We start from the raw sequence: 20,796 nt of genomic DNA on the forward strand, positions 1-20,796 counted from the left end.
GGGTTCAGTCCGACTCCGGGTCCGTGCCAGGCTCGTCCTCGACCTCCAGCCGCGGCTCGTGGGTGGCCTTGAACTGCCTGCGTCGCTCGTGGAGGATCGGCTCGGTGTAGCCCGACGGTGAGGCCGTGCCCTGCAGGACCAGGTCCCGGGCCGCGGCCCACGCGATCGAGTCCTCGAAGCAGCCGTCCGGCCCGGGGGCCATCGGCAGGTACTGCGCGTCGCCGGCGTTCTGGGCGTCGACCACCCGCGCCATCCGCCGCAGTGACTCGACCACGAACTCCTCGGAGACGATGCCGTGGCGGATCCAGTTCGCCAGCAACTGGGAGCTGATCCGGCAGGTGGCACGGTCCTCCATCAGGGCGACGTCGTCGATGTCGGGGACCTTCGAGCAGCCGACGCCCTGGGTGACCCAGCGCACCACGTAGCCGAGGATCGACTGGCAGGAGTTGTCCACCTCGCGGCGCCGGTCCTCCTCGCTCCAGTCCGGGCTCGGCGCGAGGGGGATTTCCAGCAGTTGCGAGAGGTCGGCCCTTCGTCCCATCCGGGCGATCTCGACCTGTCGCGCCTGCACGTCGACCAGGTGGTAGTGCGTCGCGTGCAGGGTCGCCGCGGTCGGGGAGGGGACCCAGGCCGTGTTCGCCCCGGCCTCCGGGTGTCCCAGCTTCTGCTCGAGCATGTCGGACATGAGGTCTGTCATCGCCCACATCCCCTTGCCGATCTGGGCGTGGCCGGGCAGCCCGCAGGCGAGTCCGACGTCGACGTTCCAGTCCTCGTAGGCGCGCATCCAGGTGGCACCCCTCATCTCGGACTTCCTGGTCATCGGTCCCGCTTCCATCGAGGTGTGGATCTCGTCGCCCGTGCGGTCGAGGAAGCCCGTGTTGATGAAGATGATGCGGGCGGGTGCCTCGGCGATGCAGGCCGCGAGGTTGAGCGTGGTGCGCCGTTCCTCGTCCATGATCCCCATCTTGATGGTGTTGTGTGGCAGTCCCAGGGCGTCCTCGACCGCCGCGAACAGCTGCGTGGTGAACGCCACCTCGGCCGGCCCGTGCTGCTTGGGCTTGACGATGTAGATGGAGCCGGCGCGCGAGTTGAGCCGGTCGTTGCGGGCGTAGAGTCCGGGCATCGCGCACAGCGCCGTGACGAGGGCGTCGAGGATCCCCTCGGGCAGCTCGTTGCCGTTTGCGTCGAGGACCGCGGGGGTGGTCATCAGGTGCCCGACGTTGCGGCACAGCATCAGCGCCCTGCCGTGGAGCCGGACCTCCCCGCCGTCGGGGGCGGTGTGGAAGCGGTCGGTGTCCAGGGTCCGGGTGAAGCACCGGCCACCCTTGGTCATCGGCTGGGCGGCGATGCCGTCGTTGAGGCGCAGCCAGTTGCGGTACCCCGTGACCTTGTCGGGTCCGTCAACGGCGGCGACGGAGTCCTCGAAGTCCATGATCGCGGTGGTCGCGGACTCGCAGACGACGTCGTCGATGCCGGCCAGGTCCGTGGCCCCGATCGACCCGTTCGGGTCGATGTGCAGCTCGATGTGCAGGCCGTGGTGTCGGAGCAGGACGTGGGTCGGGGAACCCGCCTCCCCGCTGAACCCGGCGTAGCACCCCTCGTCGGCCAGCCCGACGACCTCGCCGGAGGTGAGCTTGGCGCGCAGCCGCCGGCCGGCCTCGTAGACCATGACTTCGGCGTGGGAGCCGGAGCTGAGCGGGACCGTCCGGTCCAGGAAGTCCCGCACCCACTTGATGACCCGCTCCCCCCGGACGGGGTTGTAGCCCCGCCCGGCGGCGGCCCCGCCGTCGTCGCTGATCGCGTCGGTGCCGTAGAGCGCGTCGTACAGCGAACCCCAGCGCGCATTCGCGGCGTTGATGGCGAAGCGCCGGTTCGTGACCGGGACCACCAGCTGTGGGCCCGCGATCCGGGAGATCTCCGGGTCGACGCGCTCGGTGCGGGCACGGACCTCGGCCGGCTCGGGCAGGAGGTAGCCGATCTCACGCAGGAACCGTTCGTACTCGGCCGGCTCCGGTGTTCCGGGGTGTGCCCGGTGGTACTCGTCGATCGCCCGCTGCAGCCGCTCGCGCTCGGCCAGGAGGGCCCGGTTGCGGTCGGAGAACTCGGCGAAGACCTTCACGAAACCGGCCCAGAACGTGTCCCGATCCACCCCGGTGCGTCGGAGCGCGTCGTGGTCGATGAAGTCGACGAGCGCCCGGTCCACCAGGAGTCCGCCGATGCGGGTGTGGGTGGGGATGGTCTCTCGGATGGGTGGCTGCATTGTGGTGGTCATCTCAGGTCTTCCTTCCTGGGTTCGGTGACGAGTTCCTCAGCGGAACTGCGCGGCCTCGGTGGAGCCCGTGAGGGCGGTGGTGGAGCTGGTGGGATTGATGGCGGTGGCGATCCGGTCGAAGTAGCCGGTTCCCACCTCGCGCTGGTGCCTGGTGGCGGTGTAGCCCTGTTCCTCCGAGGCGAACTCGCGTTCCTGCAGCTCGACGTAGGCACTCATGCCGTGCTGCGCGTAGCCCTGCGCGAGATGGAACATGGAGTGGTTGAGGGCGTGGAAGCCGGCCAGGGTGATGAACTGGAACGCGTAGCCCATCGCGCCCAGCTCGCGCTGGAACTTCGCGATCGTGGCGTCGTCCAGGTGTGCGCGCCAGTTGAACGACGGCGAGCAGTTGTAGGCCAGCAGCTGGTCCGGGTGCTCGGACTTGATGGCTTCTGCGAACCTGGCGGCGAGTTCGAGGTCCGGGGTGGCGGTCTCCATCCACAGTAGGTCGGCGTACTCGGAGTACGCGCGGCCACGGGCGATGCAGGCCTCCAGTCCGGGGCGGGTCTTGTGGAAGCCCTCGGCGGTGCGCTCACCGGTGAGGAACTCCTGGTCGCGCTCGTCGACGTCGGAGGTGATCAGCGTGGCGGCCTCGGCGTCGGTGCGGGCGATGATCACGGTCGGGACGCCGGCGACGTCGGAGGCGAGCCGGGCCGCATTGAGCGTCCGCTCGTGCTGCTTGGTGGGGACGAGCACCTTGCCGCCCAGGTGGCCGCACTTCTTCTCCGACGCCAGCTGGTCCTCCCAGTGCACTCCGGCCGCGCCGGCCGTGATCATGGACATCATGAGCTCGTAGGCGTTCAGCGGCCCGCCGAAGCCGGCCTCGGCGTCGGCGACGATCGGGACCAGCCAGTCCTCGACGGTGTGGATGCCCTCGGCGTGCTCGATCTGGTCGGCGCGCAGCAGCGCGTTGTTGATGCGCCGGACCACCTGCGGGACCGAGTTGGCCGGGTAGAGCGACTGGTCCGGGTAGGTCTGGCCCGACAAGTTGGCGTCGGCGGCGACCTGCCAACCGGAGAGGTAGATCGCCTGCAGTCCCGCCTTGACCTGCTGCACGGCCTGGTTGCCGGTCAACGCCCCGAGCGCGTTGACGTAGTCCTGCGAGTGGATCTTGTCCCAGAGTCGCTCCGCGCCACGGTGTGCGAGGGTGTGCTCCTCCCGGACCCGGCCACGCAGCTGCACGACGTCGGCGGCGGTGTGGTCGCGCCGGACACCCGCCCAGCGTGGATTGTGCTGCCAGTCGTGTTCGATGAGTTCGGCCGAGATCGGTTCCAACATGGGGATCACTCCTTCGTTTCTCCCGGGGCCAGCGTCGTTGCGGCCCTCGTGAGAACAACGTTCCCTTGTGTCCGAACCAATTCCTAGAGAAACTTCGCTGAAAGAAATGCAGAAATTGAGCTATCGTGAATTTCATGGCTGTCAACGAGGGTGACCGAACGATTCCCGCCCTGGAAGCTGGTGTTTTCGACCCGTTTTCGATGGGCAGGCACCTGCGCCACCTCCGCAAGGAGCGCGGACTGACGCTTGCGCAGGTCGCCGCGGAGTCGGGGATCGCCGCCTCCCAGCTCTCGCTGATGGAGACCGGCAAGCGGGAGGCGAAGCTGTCCAGCCTCCAGAAGCTCGCCCGGCTCTACGGGGCCACCCTCGATGAGATCACCGCACCCGTGCCGGACCGGCGCGCCCAGCTGGAGATCGAGCTGGAGCGCCTGATGCGCTCGCCGCTCGCGCAGGCGCGCTCACTGCCCCCCGTCCGGATCTCGCCGCGCATGCCGATGGACGTGCTGGAGGCTCTCGTGGCGCTCCACCGCGAGCTGGCCCGCGACGTCGCCGAACGGATCGCCACGCCGGAGGAGGCCCGTCGCGCCAACGCCGAGCTGCGCTCGAGGATGAGGGCGCAGGACAACTACTTCAGCGACATAGAGGCGGAGGCCGCCAGGCTGCTCGCGCGCGTCGGCTACGAGTCCGGCCCACTGTCCCAGCACTTCATCGGCGAGATCACCGAGCACCTCGGGTTCTCCCTGCACCACGTCGGGGACCTGCCGCACTCGACCCGCTCCGTCACCGACCTCAAGCACATGCGGATCTACCTCCCGGCGGCCAGTTCCACGGACCACGAGCCCCGTTCCGTGCTGCTGCAGGCGCTCGGCAGCTACGTCCTGCGGCACTCGCCGCCCACCAGCTACGGCGACTTCCTGCGGCAGCGGGTCGAGACCAACTACTTCGCAGCGGCCCTGCTGATGCCGGAGGAGACCGCGGTTGCGTTCCTGCAGCAGGCCAAGGGGCAGCGCGAGCTCGCCGTCGAGGACCTCAGGGACGCATTCGCGGTCAGCTACGAGGCGGCTGCCCACCGCTTCACGAACCTGGCGACGAAGCACCTCGACATCCCCGTGCACTTCCAGCGGGTCCACGAGTCGGGGATCATCTACAAGGCCTACGAGAACGATGGAGTGACCTTCCCCAAGGACAACCTCGGCGCCATCGAGGGGCAGCCGGTGTGCCGGTTCTGGACCTCGCGGCAGGTCTTCGACGTGGCGGACAAGTTCAACGCGTTCAACCAGTACACCGACACCCCGAACGGCACCTTCTGGTGCACCGCCCGGGTCGAGCGCGCCGCCGCCGGCTACTTCTCCACCTGTATCGGGGTGACCTACCGCGACTCCAAGTGGTTCCGCGGCCGTGACACTCCGGAGCGTTCCGTCTCTCGCTGTCCGGACCCGAACTGCTGCCGCCGGGCGCCGGAGGAGCTCACCGGCAGGTGGGAGGGCCATGCCTGGCCGAGCGCCCGCACCCACGCCCACCTCCTGGCGGCGCTCCCGCCCGGGACGTTCCCGGGTGTGGACGACACCGAGGTCTTCCAGTTCCTGGACTCCCATGCTTGAGCGAACCCGACTTGAACAGTGTTCAAGAGGTGGTGTTGAATGGTCCGCATGACCTCAACGACCGCCGCCGCGCACACCGCGCGCAGCCGGGGCTTCAGCGCGCCCGACCTCGCCCAGATCGCAGTCTTCGCGGCGCTCCTCGCTGCCCTCTCGCTCGCCCCGGCGATCCCGCTGGGTGCCGTGGCGGTTCCCATCACCCTGCAGACCCTCGGGGTGGCGCTGTGCGGGCTCTGCCTCGGACCCGTGCGCGGGTTCGCGGCCGTGGCCCTCTACGTCTTGGCCGGTCTCGCGGGGCTGCCGGTCTTCGCGGGCGGCAAGGCGGGCCTGTCCGTCCTGGCCGGCCCCACCGTCGGCTACGTGCTCGCGTTCCCGTTCGCAGCGATCGTCACGGGACTGGTCGCGAAGTGGGCCGTGCGCCGCGGGCTCAGCCGCCTGACGCCCGTGCTGCTGTTGTTGGGCGTCCTCGCGTCCCGCTACCTCGTGATCCTGCCCTTCGCCCTGGTCGGCCTGACCAGCACCCTCGGCATCGACGTGCGTGCGGCACTGCTGGTGGACGTCCCGTTCTGGATCGGCGACCTCATCAAGTCCGTGATCGCCGCCATGCTCGCCTACGCCGTCCACAAGGCATTCCCGAGGCTGCTCGGCCGATGATCGAACTCGAGGGGGTCAGCGTGGTGGTGCCTGGCAGCCGGCACGGCCAACCCGACCGCACCCTCCTGGGCGACGTGTCCCTCCGGCTCCCCGAGCACCGGGTCTGCGTCATTGGCGCCAACGGTTCCGGCAAGTCGACCCTGCTGCGCCTGCTCAACGGGATGCGGCAACCCACCGCCGGTAGCGTCCGCGTCAACGGGCACAGCACCGTCGACGAAGTGCGCGCCGTCCGCGCCCAGGTCGGGTTCATCTTCACCGACCCCCTCGCGCAGCTGCTGATGTCCACTCCCATCGAGGACGTCGAGCTCAGCCTGCGCTCCACAGTCAGGAACCGCCGCGAGCGCACCCGGCTGGCCCAGCGGCTCCTCGACGAGCGCAACCTCGGCCACCTGGCACACCAGAGCATCTACGACCTCTCCGGCGGGGAGCGGCAACTCGTGGCGCTCACCAGCGTCCTCGCCGTCGAGCCGCACGTGGTCGTCGCCGACGAGCCCACCACGCTGCTGGACCTGCGCAACCGGATGGCCCTGCGCCGCACCTTCGCGGAACTACCGCAGCAGCTCGTCTACTCCACCCACGACATGGACGTGGCCGCCGACGCGCAGCGGGTGGTCGTCGTCGACGGCGGCCGCGTCGTGGCCGACGGACCGCCGGTGGAGTCGATCGCGTTCTACGAGGCGGCGATGCGGGTCGGGCCGTGAACACCCACACCAGCGTCTTCGGCATCTTCGAGCCGGGACCGGGCTGGCTGTTCCGGCTGCCGGTGGGGTGGAAGTACCTGCTCGTCCTGGTCCTCAGCATCCCCACCCTGGTGGTCGCGCAGTGGTGGTTCACGCTCGCCTGCCTCGCGGTGGTGCTGGCCGTGGCGGCGACGTCGGGGCTGGTGCCGCGCCGGATGCTGCGGCTGGGCTGGATGCTGTGGGCGATGCTCGGGGTGCTTTTCCTGTTCCACCTGGCGACGCTCCACCCCACGGCCGCCGTGATGCGGCCCGGCAACATCCTGGTGGCGGTACTGGCTGCCCGCCTGCTCACGCTCACCACGTCGCTGCCGGTGCTGATGGACGCCCTCGCGACCGCGCTCGCGCCCCTCCGGCTGGTCCGCCTCGACCCGGCCCAGGCCGCCCTCGCCGTCGCGCTGATGATCCGGTCCATCCCGTTCCTGATGGGGACCGTCGACGACGCCCGTGACGCCGCCAACGCCCGCGGCCTCGGCCGCAACCCAGCCCGGCTGCTGACCCCCGTCATGCTGGGTGCCGTCGGCTATGCCGAGCGCACCGGCGAGGCGCTGCAGGCGCGGGGTATCGGGGACATCCAATCCTGAAGCCCCACTAGGCTGTGGTCATGGCAGCAGCACCCACCGTCGAAGTCCAGCGTTTCGTGATCGTCACCGGCATGTCGGGCGCCGGCCGCAGGACCGCCGCCCACACGATGGAGGACCTCGGCTGGTACGTGATCGACAACCTGCCGCCGATGATGCTCCCGGAACTCGCGCAGCAGATGCGCGCGGTGGGGGAGTTGCGGGTCGCCGTGGTCCTCGACGTCCGATCCAGGGTGCAGTTCGAGCAGATCCCGGTGGCGCTGGAGGCACTGCGGGCCCGCGGCTGCGAGGTCACCGTCCTCTACCTCGAGGCCACCGACGACATCATCGTGCAGCGCCAGGAGTCCAGCCGCCGCCCGCTGCCGATGCAGGGTGACGACCGCCTCGTCGACGGCATCACGCGCGAGCGCCGCCTGATGGCCGACATGCGCGCCAGCGCCGACATCGTGGTGGACACCTCGCGACTGAGCGCCCGGCAGTTGGCACAGCGAATCTCCAACCACTTCGGCAGCGAGGAGACCGACAACCTCAGGATCTCGCTGATCTCCTTCGGGTTCAAGAACGGGGTGCCCGTCGACGCCGACATCGTCTTCGACGTCCGGTTCCTGCCCAACCCGTTCTGGGTGCCGGAGCTGAGGCCCAAGACTGGGCTTTCGAAGGACGTGGCGGACTACGTCCTCGGGCAGGAGGCCGCCGGGCAGTTCCAGGAGAACATGGTCGGGCTGGTGCGCACCGTCGCCCCCGGCTATCTCGTGGAGGGCAAGCGCCAGGTGACCATCGCCGTCGGCTGCACCGGTGGCAAGCACCGCTCCACCAGCATGAGCGAGGAGCTCGCCACCCGGCTGCGCGAGGAGGGCTTCGCAGTGAGCGTCCTGCACCGGGACCTGGGGAAGGAATGAACGCCCCCCGGTCCGGCAGGGACGAGTTCCGGGGGCCGAAGGTCGTCGCGTTCGGGGGTGGCCACGGCCTCTCGGTCTCGCTCACCGCACTGCGCCGGCTGACGGACCAGCTCACCGCAGTGGTCACCGTGGCCGACGACGGCGGCTCGTCGGGGCGGCTGCGCGACGAGTTCGGGTGCCTCCCGCCCGGGGACCTGCGGATGGCGCTGGCGGCGCTGTGCAGCGACGATCACGTCGGGCGCACCTGGGCCAGGGTGCTGCAGTCGCGCTTCGGCGGCGACGGCAACCTCGCAGGCCACGCCATCGGCAACCTCCTGATCGCCGGCCTGTGGCAACAGCTCGACGACCCCGTCGCCGGTCTCGACATGGTGGGGGACCTCCTGCGCACCCGCGGTCGGGTGCTGCCGATGAGCTCGGTGCCGTTGGAGATCGAGGCCGACGTGATAGGTCTCGACCCCGTCGCGCCCGACGAACTGGCGACCCTGCGCGGGCAGGCCACCGTCGCCAAGACCCGTTCCACCGTCCAGTCCGTGCGGCTGATCCCGCCCTCCCCGCCAGCGCGGCCGGAGGCCGTCGAGGCCGTCATGGCGGCCGACAGCATCGTGCTCGGCCCCGGCTCGTGGTTCACTTCGGTGATCCCCCACCTGCTGGTGCCCGACCTCGCCGAGGCGATCGTCACCACCGGGGCGAAGCGGATCCTGGTGTTGAACCTCGCCCCCTCCGACGAGACGGACGGGTTCTCGGCCTCCCGCCACATCGAGCTGCTGGCGGAGCACGCCCCCCGGCTGACACTGGACGTGGTGGTCGCTGACAAGGGCTTCGCCTCGACCGACCCGCACCTGGAGGCCTACGTGGCCTCGCTGGGTGCCAGACTGCTGAGCGCGGACGTCGCGATGCGCGACGGGTCTCCCCGGCATGACCCGAACCGGCTCGCGGCTGTACTCTCCGAGGTTCTGGAGACCGCCACGGGTCCAACGAGTCGATGACAGGATGAACGCATGGCACTGACGCAGAAGGTCAAGTCTGAACTCGCCGCCGTGGTCACTCCGCACCCGAATGCCCGGCGCGCCGAGGTGGCAGCAATGCTGCGCTTCGGTGGGGGGCTGCACCTGGTCGGCGGCCGGATCGTGGTCGAGGCCGAGCTCGACACGAACGCGGCCGCCCGGCGGTTGCGCTCCTTCATCGCGGAGCTCTACTCGCTGGAGAGCGAGATGCTGGTCATCAACTCCTCGGGACTGCGCCGCACCACCCGCTACACCGTGCGGGTGGTCCGAGACGGCGAGGCGCTGGCCCGCCTCACCGGACTCGTCGACCAGCAGCGTCGACCGGTCCGCGGCCTCCCGCCGGTGGTGGTCGGCGGCTCGATGGCCGACGCCGTGGCCGTGTGGCGTGGGGCCTTCCTCGCCCGCGGCTCCCTGACCGAGCCCGGCCGCTCGATGTCGCTCGAGATCACCTGCCCCGGATCCGAGGCCGCCCTGGCGCTGATCGGTGCGGCCCGCCGACTGGGACTCCACGTGAAGTCCCGTGAGGTCCGTGGCGTCGACCGCGTGGTGCTGCGCGACGGCGAGGCCATCGCGGACCTGCTGACCAGGATGGGCGCCCAGGAGGCGCGCCTGGTCTGGGAGGAGCGCCGGATGCGCCGCGAGGTGCGCGCGCAGGCGAACCGTCTGGCGAACTTCGACGACGCCAACCTGCGCCGCTCCGCCAGGGCCGCCGTCGCCGCCAGTGCTCGTGTCCAGCGGGCCCTCGAGATCCTCGGCGACGACGTGCCCGACCACCTGCGGATGGCCGGCGAGCTGCGTCTGGAACACCGGCAGGCCAGCCTGGAGGAACTGGGTCGTCTGCACGAGCCGCCCCTGACCAAGGACGCCGTCGCGGGCCGGATCCGACGCCTGCTGTCCACCGCTGACAAGGCCGCCGACGCCGCCGGGGTGCCCAACACCGAGGCCAGCCTGCCCGTGGACCTGCGCGAGGCTGACTGAGCCCTCGAGCGCCGGGTGCCCGCATGTTGCACCCCGGCTGTCCCCCTGAAACGGGAGTGATTAGGATGGGATCGTCCGAATGGCGCGTGCGTGCTGCTGGATCAAGCCGTGGTGCGTAGCGTCAGGTATCTCTCTTGAAGGGGATCTATCCATATGACCGTCAAGGTTGGAATCAACGGCTTCGGCCGCATTGGCCGCAACTACTTCCGTGCACTGGTCGCCTCCGGGGCTGACCTCGAGGTGGTGGCCGTCAACGACCTCACCGAGAACAAGACGCTCGCCCACCTCCTGAAGTACGACTCGATCCTCGGTCGCTTCGAGCAGGAGGTCTCCTACGACGACGACGCCATCATCGTGGGCGGCAAGGAGATCAAGGCGTTCGCCGAGAAGGATCCCGCGAACCTCCCCTGGGCCGACCTCGGCGTCGACATCGTCATCGAGTCCACCGGCTTCTTCACCGACGCCACCAAGGCCAAGGCGCACATCGACGCGGGCGCCAAGAAGGTCCTGATCTCCGCTCCCGCGAAGAACGAGGACCTGACCGTGGTCATGGGTGTCAACGACAACCTGTACGACCCGGCCGCGCACCACATCATCTCGAACGCGTCCTGCACCACCAACTGCCTGGCCCCGATGGCCAAGGCGCTGAACGACGGCATCGGCATCAACAAGGGCCTGATGACCACGATCCACGCCTACACTGCGGACCAGAACCTGCAGGACGGTCCCCACAAGGACCTGCGTCGCTCGCGCGCCGCCGCCCTGAACATGGTGCCCACCACCACCGGTGCCGCCAAGGCCGTCGCCCTCGTGCTGCCCGAGCTGAAGGGCAAGCTGGACGGCTACGCCATGCGCGTGCCCACCCCGACCGGCTCGGCCACCGACCTGACCTTCGAGGCCTCGCGCGAGACCACCGTCGAGGAGATCAACGAGATCGTCAAGAAGGCCGCCGACGGCAAGGTGCTCGTCTACACCGAGGACGAGATCGTGTCCAAGGACATCGAGACCGACCCGGCCTCCTGCATCTTCGACGCCAAGCTCACCAAGGTGATCGGCAACCAGGTCAAGGTGCTCGGCTGGTACGACAACGAGTGGGGCTACTCCAACCGCCTCGTGGACCTGACCGTCCTCGTCGGCAGCAAGCTCTGACCCACAACTGAACAAGAAGGGAATGCCCATGGTGAAATCCATTGACGATCTTGGTGACCTGTCCGGCAAGCGGGTCCTGATCCGCTGCGACTTCAACGTCCCGCTCGACGGCGAGACCATCACCGACGACGGACGCATCCGCGCCGCGTTGCCCACCCTGAGGAAGCTGCGCGAAGGCAACGCCAGGATTGTCATCATGGCTCACCTGGGCCGTCCCAAGGGTTCCGTGAACCCGAAGTTCTCCCTGGCCCCGGTGGCCGCGCGGCTCTCTGAGCTGCTCGGCACCGAGGTCCGGCTCGCCGGTGACGTGGTGGGGGACTCCGCCACGGCCACCGTCGAGGCCCTCTCCGACGGAGAGGTCGCGCTGCTGGAGAACGTCCGCTACGAGCCGGCCGAGGAGTCCAAGGACGAGGCCGAGCGCGTCGGCCTGGCCAAGAAGTATGCCGCCTTCGGTGACGTGTTCGTCTCCGACGGCTTCGGCGTGGTGCACCGCAAGCAGGCCTCGGTCTACGACGTCGCGAAGCTGCTGCCGAACGCCGCTGGCTACCTGGTGGCCAAGGAGGTCGACGTGCTGAACCGCCTCGTCGGCGAGCCCGAGCGCCCCTTCGTCGTCGTCCTCGGCGGTGCCAAGGTGGCTGACAAGCTCTCGGTCATCGACAACCTGCTGCAGGTCGCCGACACGCTGGTCATCGGCGGCGGCATGCTGTTCACGTTCCTCAAGGCACAGGGCCACGACATCGGCTCCTCCCTGCTCGACGAGGACAACGTCGAGACCTGCAAGTCCTACCTCGAGCAGGCTGCGGCCGCCGGCAAGCAGATCATCCTGCCCACCGACATCCGCGTCGCCGACGGCGCGGACTTCGACAACCGCACCGTCAAGGGTGCCGTCGACGTCGTGGCCGCCGACGCCATCCCCGCCGGCAAGCAGGGCCTCGACATCGGCCCCGACTCCGAGATGCTCTTCGCCGACGCCATCCGCGGGGCGAAGACCGTGTTCTGGAACGGCCCCATGGGTGTCTTCGAGATCGCGGAGCTCGCCAAGGGCACCGCAGCCGTCGCGAAGGCGCTCACCGAGGTCGACGGCCTGTCGGTTGTCGGCGGCGGTGACTCCGCGGCAGCCGTCCGCGTCCTCGGCCACGCCGACGACGAGTTCGGCCACATCTCAACCGGCGGCGGTGCGTCGCTGGAGTTCCTCGAGGGCAAGGAACTGCCCGGAATCGCTGTCCTGGAAGGAAGCAACTGATGACCCGCAAGCCGATCATGGCCGGCAACTGGAAGATGAACCTGAACCACGTCGAGGCCACCGGAATGGTGCAGAAGCTCGCGTGGACGCTGGCCGACAAGGAGTACGACGGCAGCAAGTCCGAGTGCGTCGTCGTCCCGCCGTTCACCGACCTGCGGACCGTGCAGACCCTCATCGACGGTGAGCGCATGCCGTTCATCCTTGGTGCCCAGAACGTGTCCGAGCACGACTCCGGTGCCCACACCGGTGAGATCAGCGCGGACATGCTCGCCAAGCTGCAGGTGACCTACGTGGTCGTCGGCCACTCCGAGCGTCGCCAGTTCCACGGCGAGACCGACGAGCTCATCAACACCAAGGCGAAGAAGGTCATCGCCGCGGGCATGACCCCGATCATCTGCGTCGGGGAAGGGCTGGACATCCGCAAGGAGGGCACCCACGTCGAGTACACGTTGAACCAGGTACGCGGTACCCTCGCCGGCCTGACCGCCGAGCAGGTCGCCGGCCTCGTCATCGCCTACGAGCCCGTCTGGGCCATCGGCACCGGCGAGGTGGCCACGCCGGCCGACGCGCAGGAGGTCTGCGGCGCCATCCGCGCCGAGGTCGCAGCGCTGTACGACCAGCCCACCGCCGACGCCGTCCGCATCCAGTACGGCGGTTCCGTCAAGTCCGGCAACGTGGCCCAGATCATGGCCCAGCCCGACGTCGACGGCGCCCTCGTCGGCGGCGCGAGCCTTCAGCCGGAGGAGTTCGCCGCCATCGTGCGGTTCTACGACCTCCCCGCCTGACGCACGACCAAGCTGCGAGCCCCGAGGACCTGGTCCTCGGGGCTCGTTGCAATCCGGCGCCGACGCTCGACCCGACACGCCGACCGGATCGGCCGCAGGGGGTGCCCGCCACCCCCGACCCGGATCGACGAGGCGTGTCGGGTCGGCGTGGCTGTCCGGCACTTGGGCCGGGCCGCCCTCCGATGTGGAGATTCCTTTCTCCTCAGGTAGACTCACCAGCGTGATTGTCCCCCTTCTGAGCTGGCCCATTACGACGCTTTCGATCATCCTGATCATCCTCAGCGCGCTCTTGGCCGCATCCGTGCTCCTCCACAAAGGCAGTGGCGGCGGGATGTCGGACCTCTTCGGTGGAGGCATGTCCTCCTCCATGGGTGGCGCCTCCACGGCAGAGCGCAGGCTGGATCGCCTGACCGTGGTACTGACGGGCGTGTGGGTGCTGACGATCGTCGCGCTGCTCGTGCTGTACAAGATCACTTTCTGAGTAGCCCCGAAGTCGTAAGAAGAATGTTGAACACGAAGTAGTGGAGGAGTAGCTGTGGCAGGTGGCAACGCCATCCGCGGTAGCCGTGTAGGTGCCGGACCAATGGGCGAAGCTGAGCGCGGAGATTCCGCACCCAGGCTTCACGTCTCTTACTTCTGCGCCAGCGGCCACGAGACCCGCCCCGCATTCGCCGTCGACGCAGCCATCCCGGAGTCCTGGGACTGCCCGCGTTGCGGACTGCCGGCGAACACCGACGCGGAGAACCCGCCGCCGCCGCCGAAGATCGTCCCCTACAAGACGCACCTGGCATACGTGAAGGAGCGTCGCACGGAGGCCGAGGCCAAGGAGATCCTGGAGGAGGCCGTTGCCGCCCTGCGCGCCCGTCGCGCCGCCGGCGAGGTCATCTACTAGTCAGAACATGGAACAAGGCCGGGTCCCACGACGGGGCCCGGCCTTTTCGCGTCCTCGACGAGGAGAATCGTCGGTTCAGAACTCGCAGCGGTACTGGTCCGGGAGATTCGCGGCTGCGGCGCGGTCGACGAACCAGTAGGTGGCCCGCTCGCCCTGCGGGTGGGCGGCCGGGAGCGACTTGTCGCCCTGCACGGCCCGCGCCACGACGTCGGCCTTCGGTGTGCCGTTGGCGATGAACCAGAGCTCGTCGGTGCGGTTGATCGCCGGGATGGTGAGCGTGATCCGCTCGGCGGGGGCCTTGGGGGACTCGGTCACCCCGATCACGGTCTTGGTGGTGGCCTCGAAGCTCTGGTGGTTGGGGAAGATCGAGCCGACGTGCCCGTCCTCGCCCACACCGAGCAGCGTGACGTCGAAGTGGGTCTCGCCCAGCTCGGCAGCGTACTCCGCGGCGCACTGGTGCGCGTCGAGCCTGCCGTCGGCCGCGGGCATCGTGTGCGTCGTGGCGGAGTTCACCTCGAGCGTTCGAGCCAGCCGGGTGACCGCCTGCAGCGAGTTGCGGTCGGGGTCGGTCGCCGGGACGAACCGCTCGTCGGTCCACCACAGCTGCAGCCGGGACACGTCGAGGCCGGAGCCGGGGACCAGGTCCGCGAACCGCTCGTACATCATGTTCGCGGTGTTGCCCCCGGTGAGGCAGACGTGCACCACCTCCTGGGTGGCCTGCAGCGCCACGATCCGGTCCAGCAGACGGTGGGCGACGACGTCGGCCAGTTCGGCGGCGTCGGTGAGACGGGCCACGCGCAGGAAGCTCACGGGCCGACCTTCACCAGGACCCGACCAACAGCCGCCTCGAAGATGTCGTCGGCGTCCATCCGCTGCAGTTCCTCGGTCAGCAGCTCGGTGAGGGGGCGCCGCTTCAGCGCCACCTTCCGCTCGGGCTGGCCGGGGACGTTGTACAGCGCGATCGCGTCGGAGTTGCCGCGGTTTATGACGATGTCGCCGTCGGCCGTCTCGAGGCGCACCTCGCTGACGCCGGGACGCTCGTGGACCTCCATCCGCGCCTCCACGTCGAGGCGGTCCTCCAGCCATGCGGCCAACAGCATCGCCGGGGCGTTGTCGTGGGCCGCCTTCACCACGGCTCCGGTGACGGTGTGTGGGTACTGGTCCAGCGAGGCGGCCAGCAGCGCACGCCACCGTGTGAGGCGCGTCCACGCAAGGTCGGTGTCGCCGGGAGTGTGGTTGCGGGCGCGGGTGGTGAGCGCGACCTTCGGGTTCTCGCTGCCCGCCGCGTCGGTGATGCGGCGATCCCCGAGGGCGCCGACCGGGTCGTTCGCCGGATTCTCCGGGGCCTCGTGGGGCCACCACACGATGGTGGGGGAGTCCGGCAGCAGCAGCGGCAGGATGACCGAGCCGGCGTGCTCCCGGATCTCGGAGCCGTGGATCCGCAGGGCCAGCAGGTCACCGGGCGTGCCTTCTCCGACCTGGATCTCCGCGTCGAGGTGCGGGTCTCCTGAGTCCGAGTAGACCACGACTATCACGCGCGACGGGTGCACGCGGGCGGAGGCCTGGGCGGCCTCGAAGACGTCGGCGCTGTTGTGGTCCTCGGCGACGACGATCAGGGTGTGCACCATGCCGCCCGTGCCGCCGACGCTCTGGCGGGCCCGCAGCAACTCGGCTGCGATCTCCTTGGTGGAAGTGTCGTTCAGTTCGATGATCATGTCCGGTCTCCTTTACGGGCGTCGCCAGGTGAAGCCGTCGGCCGCGAGCATGTCGATGCCGCACTGCGGTCCCCAACTGCCGGCGACGTAGGGCTGGGGCTGCTCGGTCTGCGCGGCCCAGTGCTCGATGACCGGGTCGAGGATCTTCCAGCTCAGCTCCACCTCCTCCTGCAACGGGAACAGCGGCGGGTCGCCCAGCAGCACGTCCAGGATCAGGCGTTCGTAGGCCTCGGGGGAGCTCTCGGTGAACGAGCCGCCGTAGCCGAAGTCCATCGAGACCTCGCGGATCTCCATCTGGGTGCCGGGGACCTTGGCGCCGAAGCGCAGTGTGACGCCCTCATCGGGCTGGATCCGCATCACCAGGGCGTTGACGCCGAGGTCCTCGGTGTCGGTGGCGGTGAACGGCAGGTGCGGCGCCCGCTTGAAGCTCAGCGCGACCTCGGTGACACGGCGGGGCATGCGCTTGGCCGCCCGGAGGTAGAAGGGCACACCCGCCCAGCGGCGGTTCTCCACGTCGACGCGGATGGCGGCGTAGGTCTCGGTGTTGGAGGCCGGGTCCACCCCGTCCTCCTCGAGGTAGCCCTTGACCGGGCGACCGCCCTGCCAGCCCGCGCAGTACTGGCCGCGGGCGGTGTGCAGGTCCATGTTCTCGGGGACCCGGGCGGCGGCGAGCACCTTCTTCTTCTCGGCACGCAGCTGGGACGCCTCGAACGAGGTCGGCTCCTCCATGGCGGTGAGCGCCAGCAGTTGCAGCAGGTGGTTCTGGATGACGTCGCGGGCGGCGCCGATGCCGTCGTAGTACCCGGCGCGGCCCCCGATGCCGATGTCCTCGGCCATCGTGATCTGGACGTGGCTGACGTAGTGGTTGTTCCAGATCGGCTCAAACATCTGGTTGGCGAACCGCAGCGCCATCATGTTCTGGACGGTCTCCTTGCCCAGGTAGTGGTCGATGCGGAACACCTCGTGCGGGTCGAACAGGGAGGAGACCACCTCGTTCAGGTCCCGGGCGGAGGCGAGGTCGTGGCCGAAGGGCTTCTCGATCACCACCCGGTTCCAGTTGTGCTCCGTGCGCTCGGTCAGGCCATGGCGCTTCAGTTGGCTGACCACGATCTCGAAGCTCGACGGCGGGATCGACAGGTAGAAGGCGTGGTTGCCGCCGGTCCCGCGGGCGTTGTCCAGCTCCTGGATGGTGTCGCGCAGGCGGATGAAGGCGTCGTCGTCGTCGAAGGTGCCGGGCACGAAACGGATGCCCTCGAGCAGCTGCTCCCAGACCTCCTCGCGGAACTCGGTGCGGGCGTTCTCCTTGACCGCGTCGTGGACCTGCTGCGCGAAGTCCTGGGTGGCCCAGTCGCGCCGGGCGAAGCCAACGAGGCCGAATCCGGGGGGAAGCATGCCGCGGTTCGCAAGGTCGTAGACCGCAGGCATCAGCTTCTTGCGCGACAGGTCCCCAGTGACTCCGAAGATCACCAGGACACAGGGTCCTGCGATCTGTGGCAGGCGGCGGTCCTGGGGGTCGCGCAGCGGGTTCGTGCTCAGGATCGACATCGGTCTCCTCGGGCAGGTTTCGACGAACGGCTTCACCCACCTTAGTGCGCAATCGCGGTGGCCGGTTCACGTATCGGCGTTCGCGGGCAACGCGGGGTAGACTCGCCGCGGAAGTGACGGGTTGGAGGATTGATTTCGTGGTGGCAGGAACTGTGGACCAGACGATGGGCGTCCGTGCGGGCGTCATGGACGTGGTCAAGGCCTACGTGGCACTGACCAAGCCCCGGATCATCGAACTGCTGCTGGTGACCACGCTGCCCGCGATGTTCCTCGCGGCGCAGGGCCTGCCCAGGTGGGACCTGGTCGTGTGGACCCTCCTCGGCGGGCTGTTCGCCGCGGCCAGTGCCAACACCTTCAACTGCGTCCTGGACCGTGACATCGACGAGGTGATGCGTCGCACCAGGCGCCGCCCCATGCCGCGCCACCAGGTCAGTGCCACCGCTGCGACGACGTTCGGGATCGTGCTCGGTATCGCGTCCACGCTGGTCCTCGGCTTCGGGGCCAACTGGCTCTCGGCAGTCCTGGCGCTGACCGCCAACGCCTTCTACGTCTTCGTCTACACGATGTGGCTCAAGCGCCGCACGTCGCAGAACATCGTGTGGGGCGGCATCGCAGGTTGCTTCCCGCCCCTGATCGGCTGGACCGCCGTCACCGGTGAGCTGGCCTGGGCACCCTTCGTGCTGTTCGCGATCGTGTTCCTGTGGACCCCGCCGCACACCTGGGCCCTGGCCTTCCGGTACAAGGAGGACTACGCCGCCGCCGGCGTGCCCATGCTGCCCGTGGTGCGTACCGCGCCGCAGGTGGCGATCCAGATCCTGGTCTACTCGGTCGCGACGGTGGCGGTCTCGCTGCTGCTGTGGCCGGTGGCCGGGACCGGCTGGATCTACCCGGTCGTGGCTGCCGTCACTGGAGCCGTGTTCCTCGTCGAGGCCGTCCGGCTGCTGCTGCGTGCACGCGCCGGAATGGAGGGCGCGCAGCTGGGTGCCATGCGCCTGTTCCACTGGTCGAACAGCTACCTCGCGCTGCTGTTCCTCGCCATGGCGATCGACCCGCTGCTCACCTGATCCTTGCTGTTGGAGAACAGCAGCCAGGCGGCCGCGACGGTGACGAGCGTGAGCCCCAGCAGGTGGGCCACGACGACGACCACGGGCAGTCCCAGGAAGTACTGGACGTAGCCGATCACGCCCTGCAGCAGGCAGGTGGCCAGCAACGCCCAGGCGGCGCGGGTGGCGTGGGCGTGACGGCTCCTGCGGAACCACACGACGCACACGACGCTGCCGATGGTGGTGGCCCATGCCGAGAGCGCGTGGATCCTGGCGACCGACTCGATCTCCAGCCCGTTGCGCACCGCGTCCAGGTCGCCGGCGTGCGGACCGGCGCCGGTGACGATGGTCCCCAGCCAGATGCAGACCATCGCGGCGACGAAGGTGGCGATGGCGAAGAACCTCCCCGGCATCCCGACGGCGTCCCGCGCGGCACCGCGGGCCAGCATGACGGACCAGGTGCACAGGACCACCAGGGCCACCGACAGCAGCAGGTGAAGCGCCACGACGTAGGGGTTCAGCCGGGTGAGGACTGTGATGCCGCCGATGACCCCCTGCAGGGGGATGCCGATGCCGATCCCGAGGGTCAACCACCACAGCTTGCTGTTGAGGCCGCGGTTGCGCCAGGCGGCGAGGAAGGCGCCGAGCGCGGCGAGGATCAGCACGAAGGTCAGCAGGCGGTTGCCGAACTCGATGTACTCGTGGACGCCATAGGCGCCGTGCGGGACGTAGGAACCCTCGTGGCACTGCGGCCAGGTGGGGCAACCGAGGCCGGATCCCGTCACGCGTACCACAGCGCCCGTGACGATGATCCCCATGTTGCAGATCAGGGAGGCGATCAGCCACGTCCGCAGGGCGCGCTCGCCGTCGACGAGGCGGACAGCGAGGTTGCGTACGCGGTTCAGGAGGTCCACGAGAACACCTTCCGGGAGAGTGCGAGTCCGGCGATGCACCAGACGGCGAGGACGAGGATGGACAGGGGGGTGCCGGAGCGCAACCCTTCGCCCAGGGCGCCGGTCGGCAGCGCCTGGATCAGCGGCTGCAGCCAGCTGGGGTAGCGGGCCACCGGGAGCATGATCCCGGCCGCCATGCCGACGAGGTACACGAGGTTCGCGACGGCGAGCGTCACCTCGGGGCGTGCGGTGCCGGCCAGCGAGAGCGCGAGCCCTGCGGAGGCAGCCATGCCGAGCACGGCGCACAGCAGCGCGACGAGCAGGTGCGCGGGATCCGGGTCGGGACGCCATCCGAGCAGCAGCGCCACCCCGGCGAGCACGACCACCTGCCCGGTGGTGATGGCCGCGATCCCGAGTGCCTTGCCGAGCAGGATGCCGGTCTTGCCCAACGGCGTCGCGGACAGGCGCTCGAGCACGTTGTAGCGACGCTCGAACCCCGTCGCGATGGCCAGGGAGGTGAAGCAGGACGACCAGATCGCCAGCGCCAGCACCGAGGGGGCCGTGCTGGCGAATGGCAGGTCCAGGCGGTCACCGAAGAACCGACCGCCGAGCAGGATGGCGATCGGGATGACCAGGGCGAGCAGCGCCTGCTCCCCGTTCCTGGCGATCAGCAGGGCTTCCGTGCGGGCGTGGGCCAGTACCTGCTGCGTCCGCGGTGCGGCGGATCCGGTCGGGGAAAGGTCGAGGCTCATGCGCGGTCTCCAGTGGTGTTCGCTAGGAAGACCTCCTCGAGGTCCACGTCCCGGGTGAGCTCCGCAACGGTCCCCTTCGCGGTGACGGCGCCACGGTCGACGATGTTGACCTCGTCGGCCAGCGTGGCGGCCTCGTGCATGTCATGGGTTGTCAGGACGATCGCGACGCCGGCCGCCCGGACCTCGGAGACCAGCGCCCAGGTGTTGCGCTTGGCGCGCACGTCGAGCCCGGCCGTGGGCTCGTCCAGGAACACCAGCCCGGGCCTGCCGACGAGGGCGCCCGCGAGGTTCACGGCCTGCTGCTGGCCCCCCGAGAGGCGCCGGTACGGCGTGTTTTCGAAAGGCCCGATCCCGAGCCGCGAGACCAGTTCCGCGACGGGCTGCGGGTCTGCGTAGAGTCGGGCGAGGTAGCGCAGCAGGTGCCCGGGGGTGATGCCCGACCAGGCTCCGGTCGACTGGGGCATCAGGCCCACGCGGGCCCGCGCCGTCGCCGACCCCGGGGGAGAGCCGAACAGGTCGATCGAGCCGGCCTCGGGCGCCACGAGCCCGGTGCAGCAGCGGATGAAAGTGGTCTTGCCCGCACCGTTGGGGCCGAGCAGGGCGGTGATCCTCCCCGGCGCGGCGACGAGGTCCAGACCGTCCAGTGCAGGGACGCCGCCGAAGCTCACGCGGACGTCTCGGGCCACGAGGACTGGGGAGGTTTGCACGGGGACAGCCTACCGAGGGTTCCGAGTGCGGAATC

General features: G+C 69.3%; 21 protein-coding genes. 13 read left to right on the forward strand and 8 right to left on the reverse strand.

Annotated features, from left to right (window positions below):
* Positions 1 to 4 precede the first annotated feature (4 nt).
* Complete coding sequence (locus FOJ82_RS07395) at positions 5 to 2,272, reverse strand: malate synthase G (RefSeq protein ID WP_221933058.1); 2,268 nt, start codon at positions 2,270 to 2,272, stop codon at positions 5 to 7.
* Between the two features lie 36 nt (positions 2,273 to 2,308).
* Positions 2,309 to 3,586 (reverse strand): isocitrate lyase, encoded by a 1,278-nt coding sequence (gene aceA, locus FOJ82_RS07400; protein ID WP_143937815.1) that lies wholly within the window; start codon positions 3,584 to 3,586, stop codon positions 2,309 to 2,311.
* 134 nt (positions 3,587 to 3,720) lie between these two features.
* Here aceA and FOJ82_RS07405 point away from each other — a divergent pair, with 134 nt between their 5' ends.
* From FOJ82_RS07405 to FOJ82_RS07460, 12 genes are all read left to right on the forward strand, one after another.
* Complete coding sequence (locus tag FOJ82_RS07405; RefSeq protein WP_246099791.1) at positions 3,721 to 5,187, forward strand: XRE family transcriptional regulator; 1,467 nt, start codon at positions 3,721 to 3,723, stop codon at positions 5,185 to 5,187.
* Positions 5,188 to 5,235: 48 nt separating this feature from the next.
* Positions 5,236 to 5,838: a biotin transporter BioY gene (locus FOJ82_RS07410; protein ID WP_143937816.1), complete on the forward strand. Its 603-nt coding sequence runs from the start codon at positions 5,236 to 5,238 to the stop codon at positions 5,836 to 5,838.
* Complete coding sequence (locus FOJ82_RS07415) at positions 5,835 to 6,539, forward strand: energy-coupling factor ABC transporter ATP-binding protein (RefSeq protein WP_143937817.1); 705 nt, start codon at positions 5,835 to 5,837, stop codon at positions 6,537 to 6,539. The genes FOJ82_RS07410 and FOJ82_RS07415 overlap by 4 nt, the downstream gene beginning before the upstream one ends.
* Complete coding sequence (locus FOJ82_RS07420) at positions 6,536 to 7,159, forward strand: energy-coupling factor transporter transmembrane component T family protein (RefSeq protein ID WP_143937818.1); 624 nt, start codon at positions 6,536 to 6,538, stop codon at positions 7,157 to 7,159. Before FOJ82_RS07415 ends, FOJ82_RS07420 begins: the two co-directional genes overlap by 4 nt.
* Positions 7,160 to 7,179: 20 nt before the next feature.
* On the forward strand, positions 7,180 to 8,055 hold the full coding sequence (gene rapZ, locus FOJ82_RS07425; protein WP_143937819.1) for an RNase adapter RapZ: 876 nt from the start codon (positions 7,180 to 7,182) through the stop codon (positions 8,053 to 8,055).
* On the forward strand, positions 8,052 to 9,041 hold the full coding sequence (locus FOJ82_RS07430) for a gluconeogenesis factor YvcK family protein (protein ID WP_143937820.1): 990 nt from the start codon (positions 8,052 to 8,054) through the stop codon (positions 9,039 to 9,041). Before rapZ ends, FOJ82_RS07430 begins: the two co-directional genes overlap by 4 nt.
* A gap of 12 nt (positions 9,042 to 9,053) precedes the next feature.
* Positions 9,054 to 10,037, forward strand: coding sequence for a DNA-binding protein WhiA (whiA, locus tag FOJ82_RS07435; RefSeq protein WP_143937821.1), 984 nt, complete (start codon positions 9,054 to 9,056; stop codon positions 10,035 to 10,037).
* 153 nt (positions 10,038 to 10,190) lie between these two features.
* Positions 10,191 to 11,186 (forward strand): type I glyceraldehyde-3-phosphate dehydrogenase, encoded by a 996-nt coding sequence (gene gap, locus FOJ82_RS07440; RefSeq protein WP_143937822.1) that lies wholly within the window; start codon positions 10,191 to 10,193, stop codon positions 11,184 to 11,186.
* 31 nt (positions 11,187 to 11,217) lie between these two features.
* Complete coding sequence (locus FOJ82_RS07445; protein WP_143938001.1) at positions 11,218 to 12,429, forward strand: phosphoglycerate kinase; 1,212 nt, start codon at positions 11,218 to 11,220, stop codon at positions 12,427 to 12,429.
* Positions 12,429 to 13,214: a triose-phosphate isomerase gene (gene tpiA, locus FOJ82_RS07450; protein ID WP_143937823.1), complete on the forward strand. Its 786-nt coding sequence runs from the start codon at positions 12,429 to 12,431 to the stop codon at positions 13,212 to 13,214. The genes FOJ82_RS07445 and tpiA overlap by 1 nt, the downstream gene beginning before the upstream one ends.
* A 220-nt stretch (positions 13,215 to 13,434) precedes the next feature.
* The gene (secG, locus tag FOJ82_RS07455; protein WP_246099792.1) at positions 13,435 to 13,695 is read left to right on the forward strand and encodes a preprotein translocase subunit SecG; all 261 of its coding nucleotides are present in this window, start codon (positions 13,435 to 13,437) and stop codon (positions 13,693 to 13,695) included.
* A gap of 54 nt (positions 13,696 to 13,749) precedes the next feature.
* Entirely contained in the window at positions 13,750 to 14,106 is a 357-nt protein-coding gene (locus FOJ82_RS07460) for an RNA polymerase-binding protein RbpA (protein ID WP_143937824.1), read from the forward strand.
* Positions 14,107 to 14,181: 75 nt separating this feature from the next.
* On the opposite strand, the gene pgl is transcribed toward FOJ82_RS07460, so the two are convergent.
* The 3 genes from pgl to zwf are packed head-to-tail and all read right to left on the reverse strand — an operon-like array spanning position 14,182 to position 17,366.
* A complete protein-coding gene (pgl, locus tag FOJ82_RS07465; RefSeq protein ID WP_143937825.1) occupies positions 14,182 to 14,916 on the reverse strand; it encodes a 6-phosphogluconolactonase in 735 nt (244 codons plus the stop codon).
* Complete coding sequence (locus tag FOJ82_RS07470; protein WP_143937826.1) at positions 14,913 to 15,821, reverse strand: glucose-6-phosphate dehydrogenase assembly protein OpcA; 909 nt, start codon at positions 15,819 to 15,821, stop codon at positions 14,913 to 14,915. The genes pgl and FOJ82_RS07470 overlap by 4 nt, the downstream gene beginning before the upstream one ends.
* A gap of 12 nt (positions 15,822 to 15,833) precedes the next feature.
* Positions 15,834 to 17,366, reverse strand: coding sequence for a glucose-6-phosphate dehydrogenase (gene zwf, locus FOJ82_RS07475; RefSeq protein ID WP_143937827.1), 1,533 nt, complete (start codon positions 17,364 to 17,366; stop codon positions 15,834 to 15,836).
* Positions 17,367 to 17,506: 140 nt separating this feature from the next.
* On the opposite strand from zwf, the gene FOJ82_RS07480 reads away from it, so the two are divergent.
* Positions 17,507 to 18,430, forward strand: a complete 924-nt coding sequence (locus FOJ82_RS07480) for a heme o synthase (protein ID WP_342780567.1) — start codon at positions 17,507 to 17,509, stop codon at positions 18,428 to 18,430.
* Here the strand turns inward: FOJ82_RS07480 and FOJ82_RS07485 are convergent.
* The 3 genes from FOJ82_RS07485 to FOJ82_RS07495 are packed head-to-tail and all read right to left on the reverse strand — an operon-like array spanning position 18,379 to position 20,761.
* The gene (locus FOJ82_RS07485) at positions 18,379 to 19,323 is read right to left on the reverse strand and encodes a COX15/CtaA family protein (protein ID WP_246099793.1); all 945 of its coding nucleotides are present in this window, start codon (positions 19,321 to 19,323) and stop codon (positions 18,379 to 18,381) included. The genes FOJ82_RS07480 and FOJ82_RS07485 overlap by 52 nt on opposite strands.
* Positions 19,311 to 20,054 (reverse strand): ABC transporter permease, encoded by a 744-nt coding sequence (locus FOJ82_RS07490; RefSeq protein WP_143937828.1) that lies wholly within the window; start codon positions 20,052 to 20,054, stop codon positions 19,311 to 19,313. The genes FOJ82_RS07485 and FOJ82_RS07490 overlap by 13 nt, the downstream gene beginning before the upstream one ends.
* Entirely contained in the window at positions 20,051 to 20,761 is a 711-nt protein-coding gene (locus FOJ82_RS07495) for an ABC transporter ATP-binding protein (protein ID WP_143937829.1), read from the reverse strand. The genes FOJ82_RS07490 and FOJ82_RS07495 overlap by 4 nt, the downstream gene beginning before the upstream one ends.
* Positions 20,762 to 20,796 lie beyond the last annotated feature (35 nt).

Source organism: Tessaracoccus rhinocerotis (assembly GCF_007197885.1).
GTDB lineage: Bacteria > Actinomycetota > Actinomycetes > Propionibacteriales > Propionibacteriaceae > Arachnia > Arachnia rhinocerotis.

Coding starts and splice junctions, on each gene's coding strand:
- rapZ (WP_143937819.1), top strand. CDS start 7,180: ATGGCAGCAGCACCCACCGTCGAAGTCCAGCGTTTCGTGATCGTCACC.
- FOJ82_RS07430 (WP_143937820.1), top strand. CDS start 8,052: ATGAACGCCCCCCGGTCCGGCAGGGACGAGTTCCGGGGGCCGAAGGTC.
- FOJ82_RS07395 (WP_221933058.1), bottom strand. CDS start 2,272: ATGACCACCACAATGCAGCCACCCATCCGAGAGACCATCCCCACCCAC.
- aceA (WP_143937815.1), bottom strand. CDS start 3,586: ATGTTGGAACCGATCTCGGCCGAACTCATCGAACACGACTGGCAGCAC.
- tpiA (WP_143937823.1), top strand. CDS start 12,429: ATGACCCGCAAGCCGATCATGGCCGGCAACTGGAAGATGAACCTGAAC.
- FOJ82_RS07405 (WP_246099791.1), top strand. CDS start 3,721: ATGGCTGTCAACGAGGGTGACCGAACGATTCCCGCCCTGGAAGCTGGT.
- whiA (WP_143937821.1), top strand. CDS start 9,054: ATGGCACTGACGCAGAAGGTCAAGTCTGAACTCGCCGCCGTGGTCACT.
- FOJ82_RS07415 (WP_143937817.1), top strand. CDS start 5,835: ATGATCGAACTCGAGGGGGTCAGCGTGGTGGTGCCTGGCAGCCGGCAC.
- gap (WP_143937822.1), top strand. CDS start 10,191: ATGACCGTCAAGGTTGGAATCAACGGCTTCGGCCGCATTGGCCGCAAC.
- FOJ82_RS07490 (WP_143937828.1), bottom strand. CDS start 20,054: ATGAGCCTCGACCTTTCCCCGACCGGATCCGCCGCACCGCGGACGCAG.
- zwf (WP_143937827.1), bottom strand. CDS start 17,366: ATGTCGATCCTGAGCACGAACCCGCTGCGCGACCCCCAGGACCGCCGC.
- FOJ82_RS07470 (WP_143937826.1), bottom strand. CDS start 15,821: ATGATCATCGAACTGAACGACACTTCCACCAAGGAGATCGCAGCCGAG.
- FOJ82_RS07410 (WP_143937816.1), top strand. CDS start 5,236: ATGACCTCAACGACCGCCGCCGCGCACACCGCGCGCAGCCGGGGCTTC.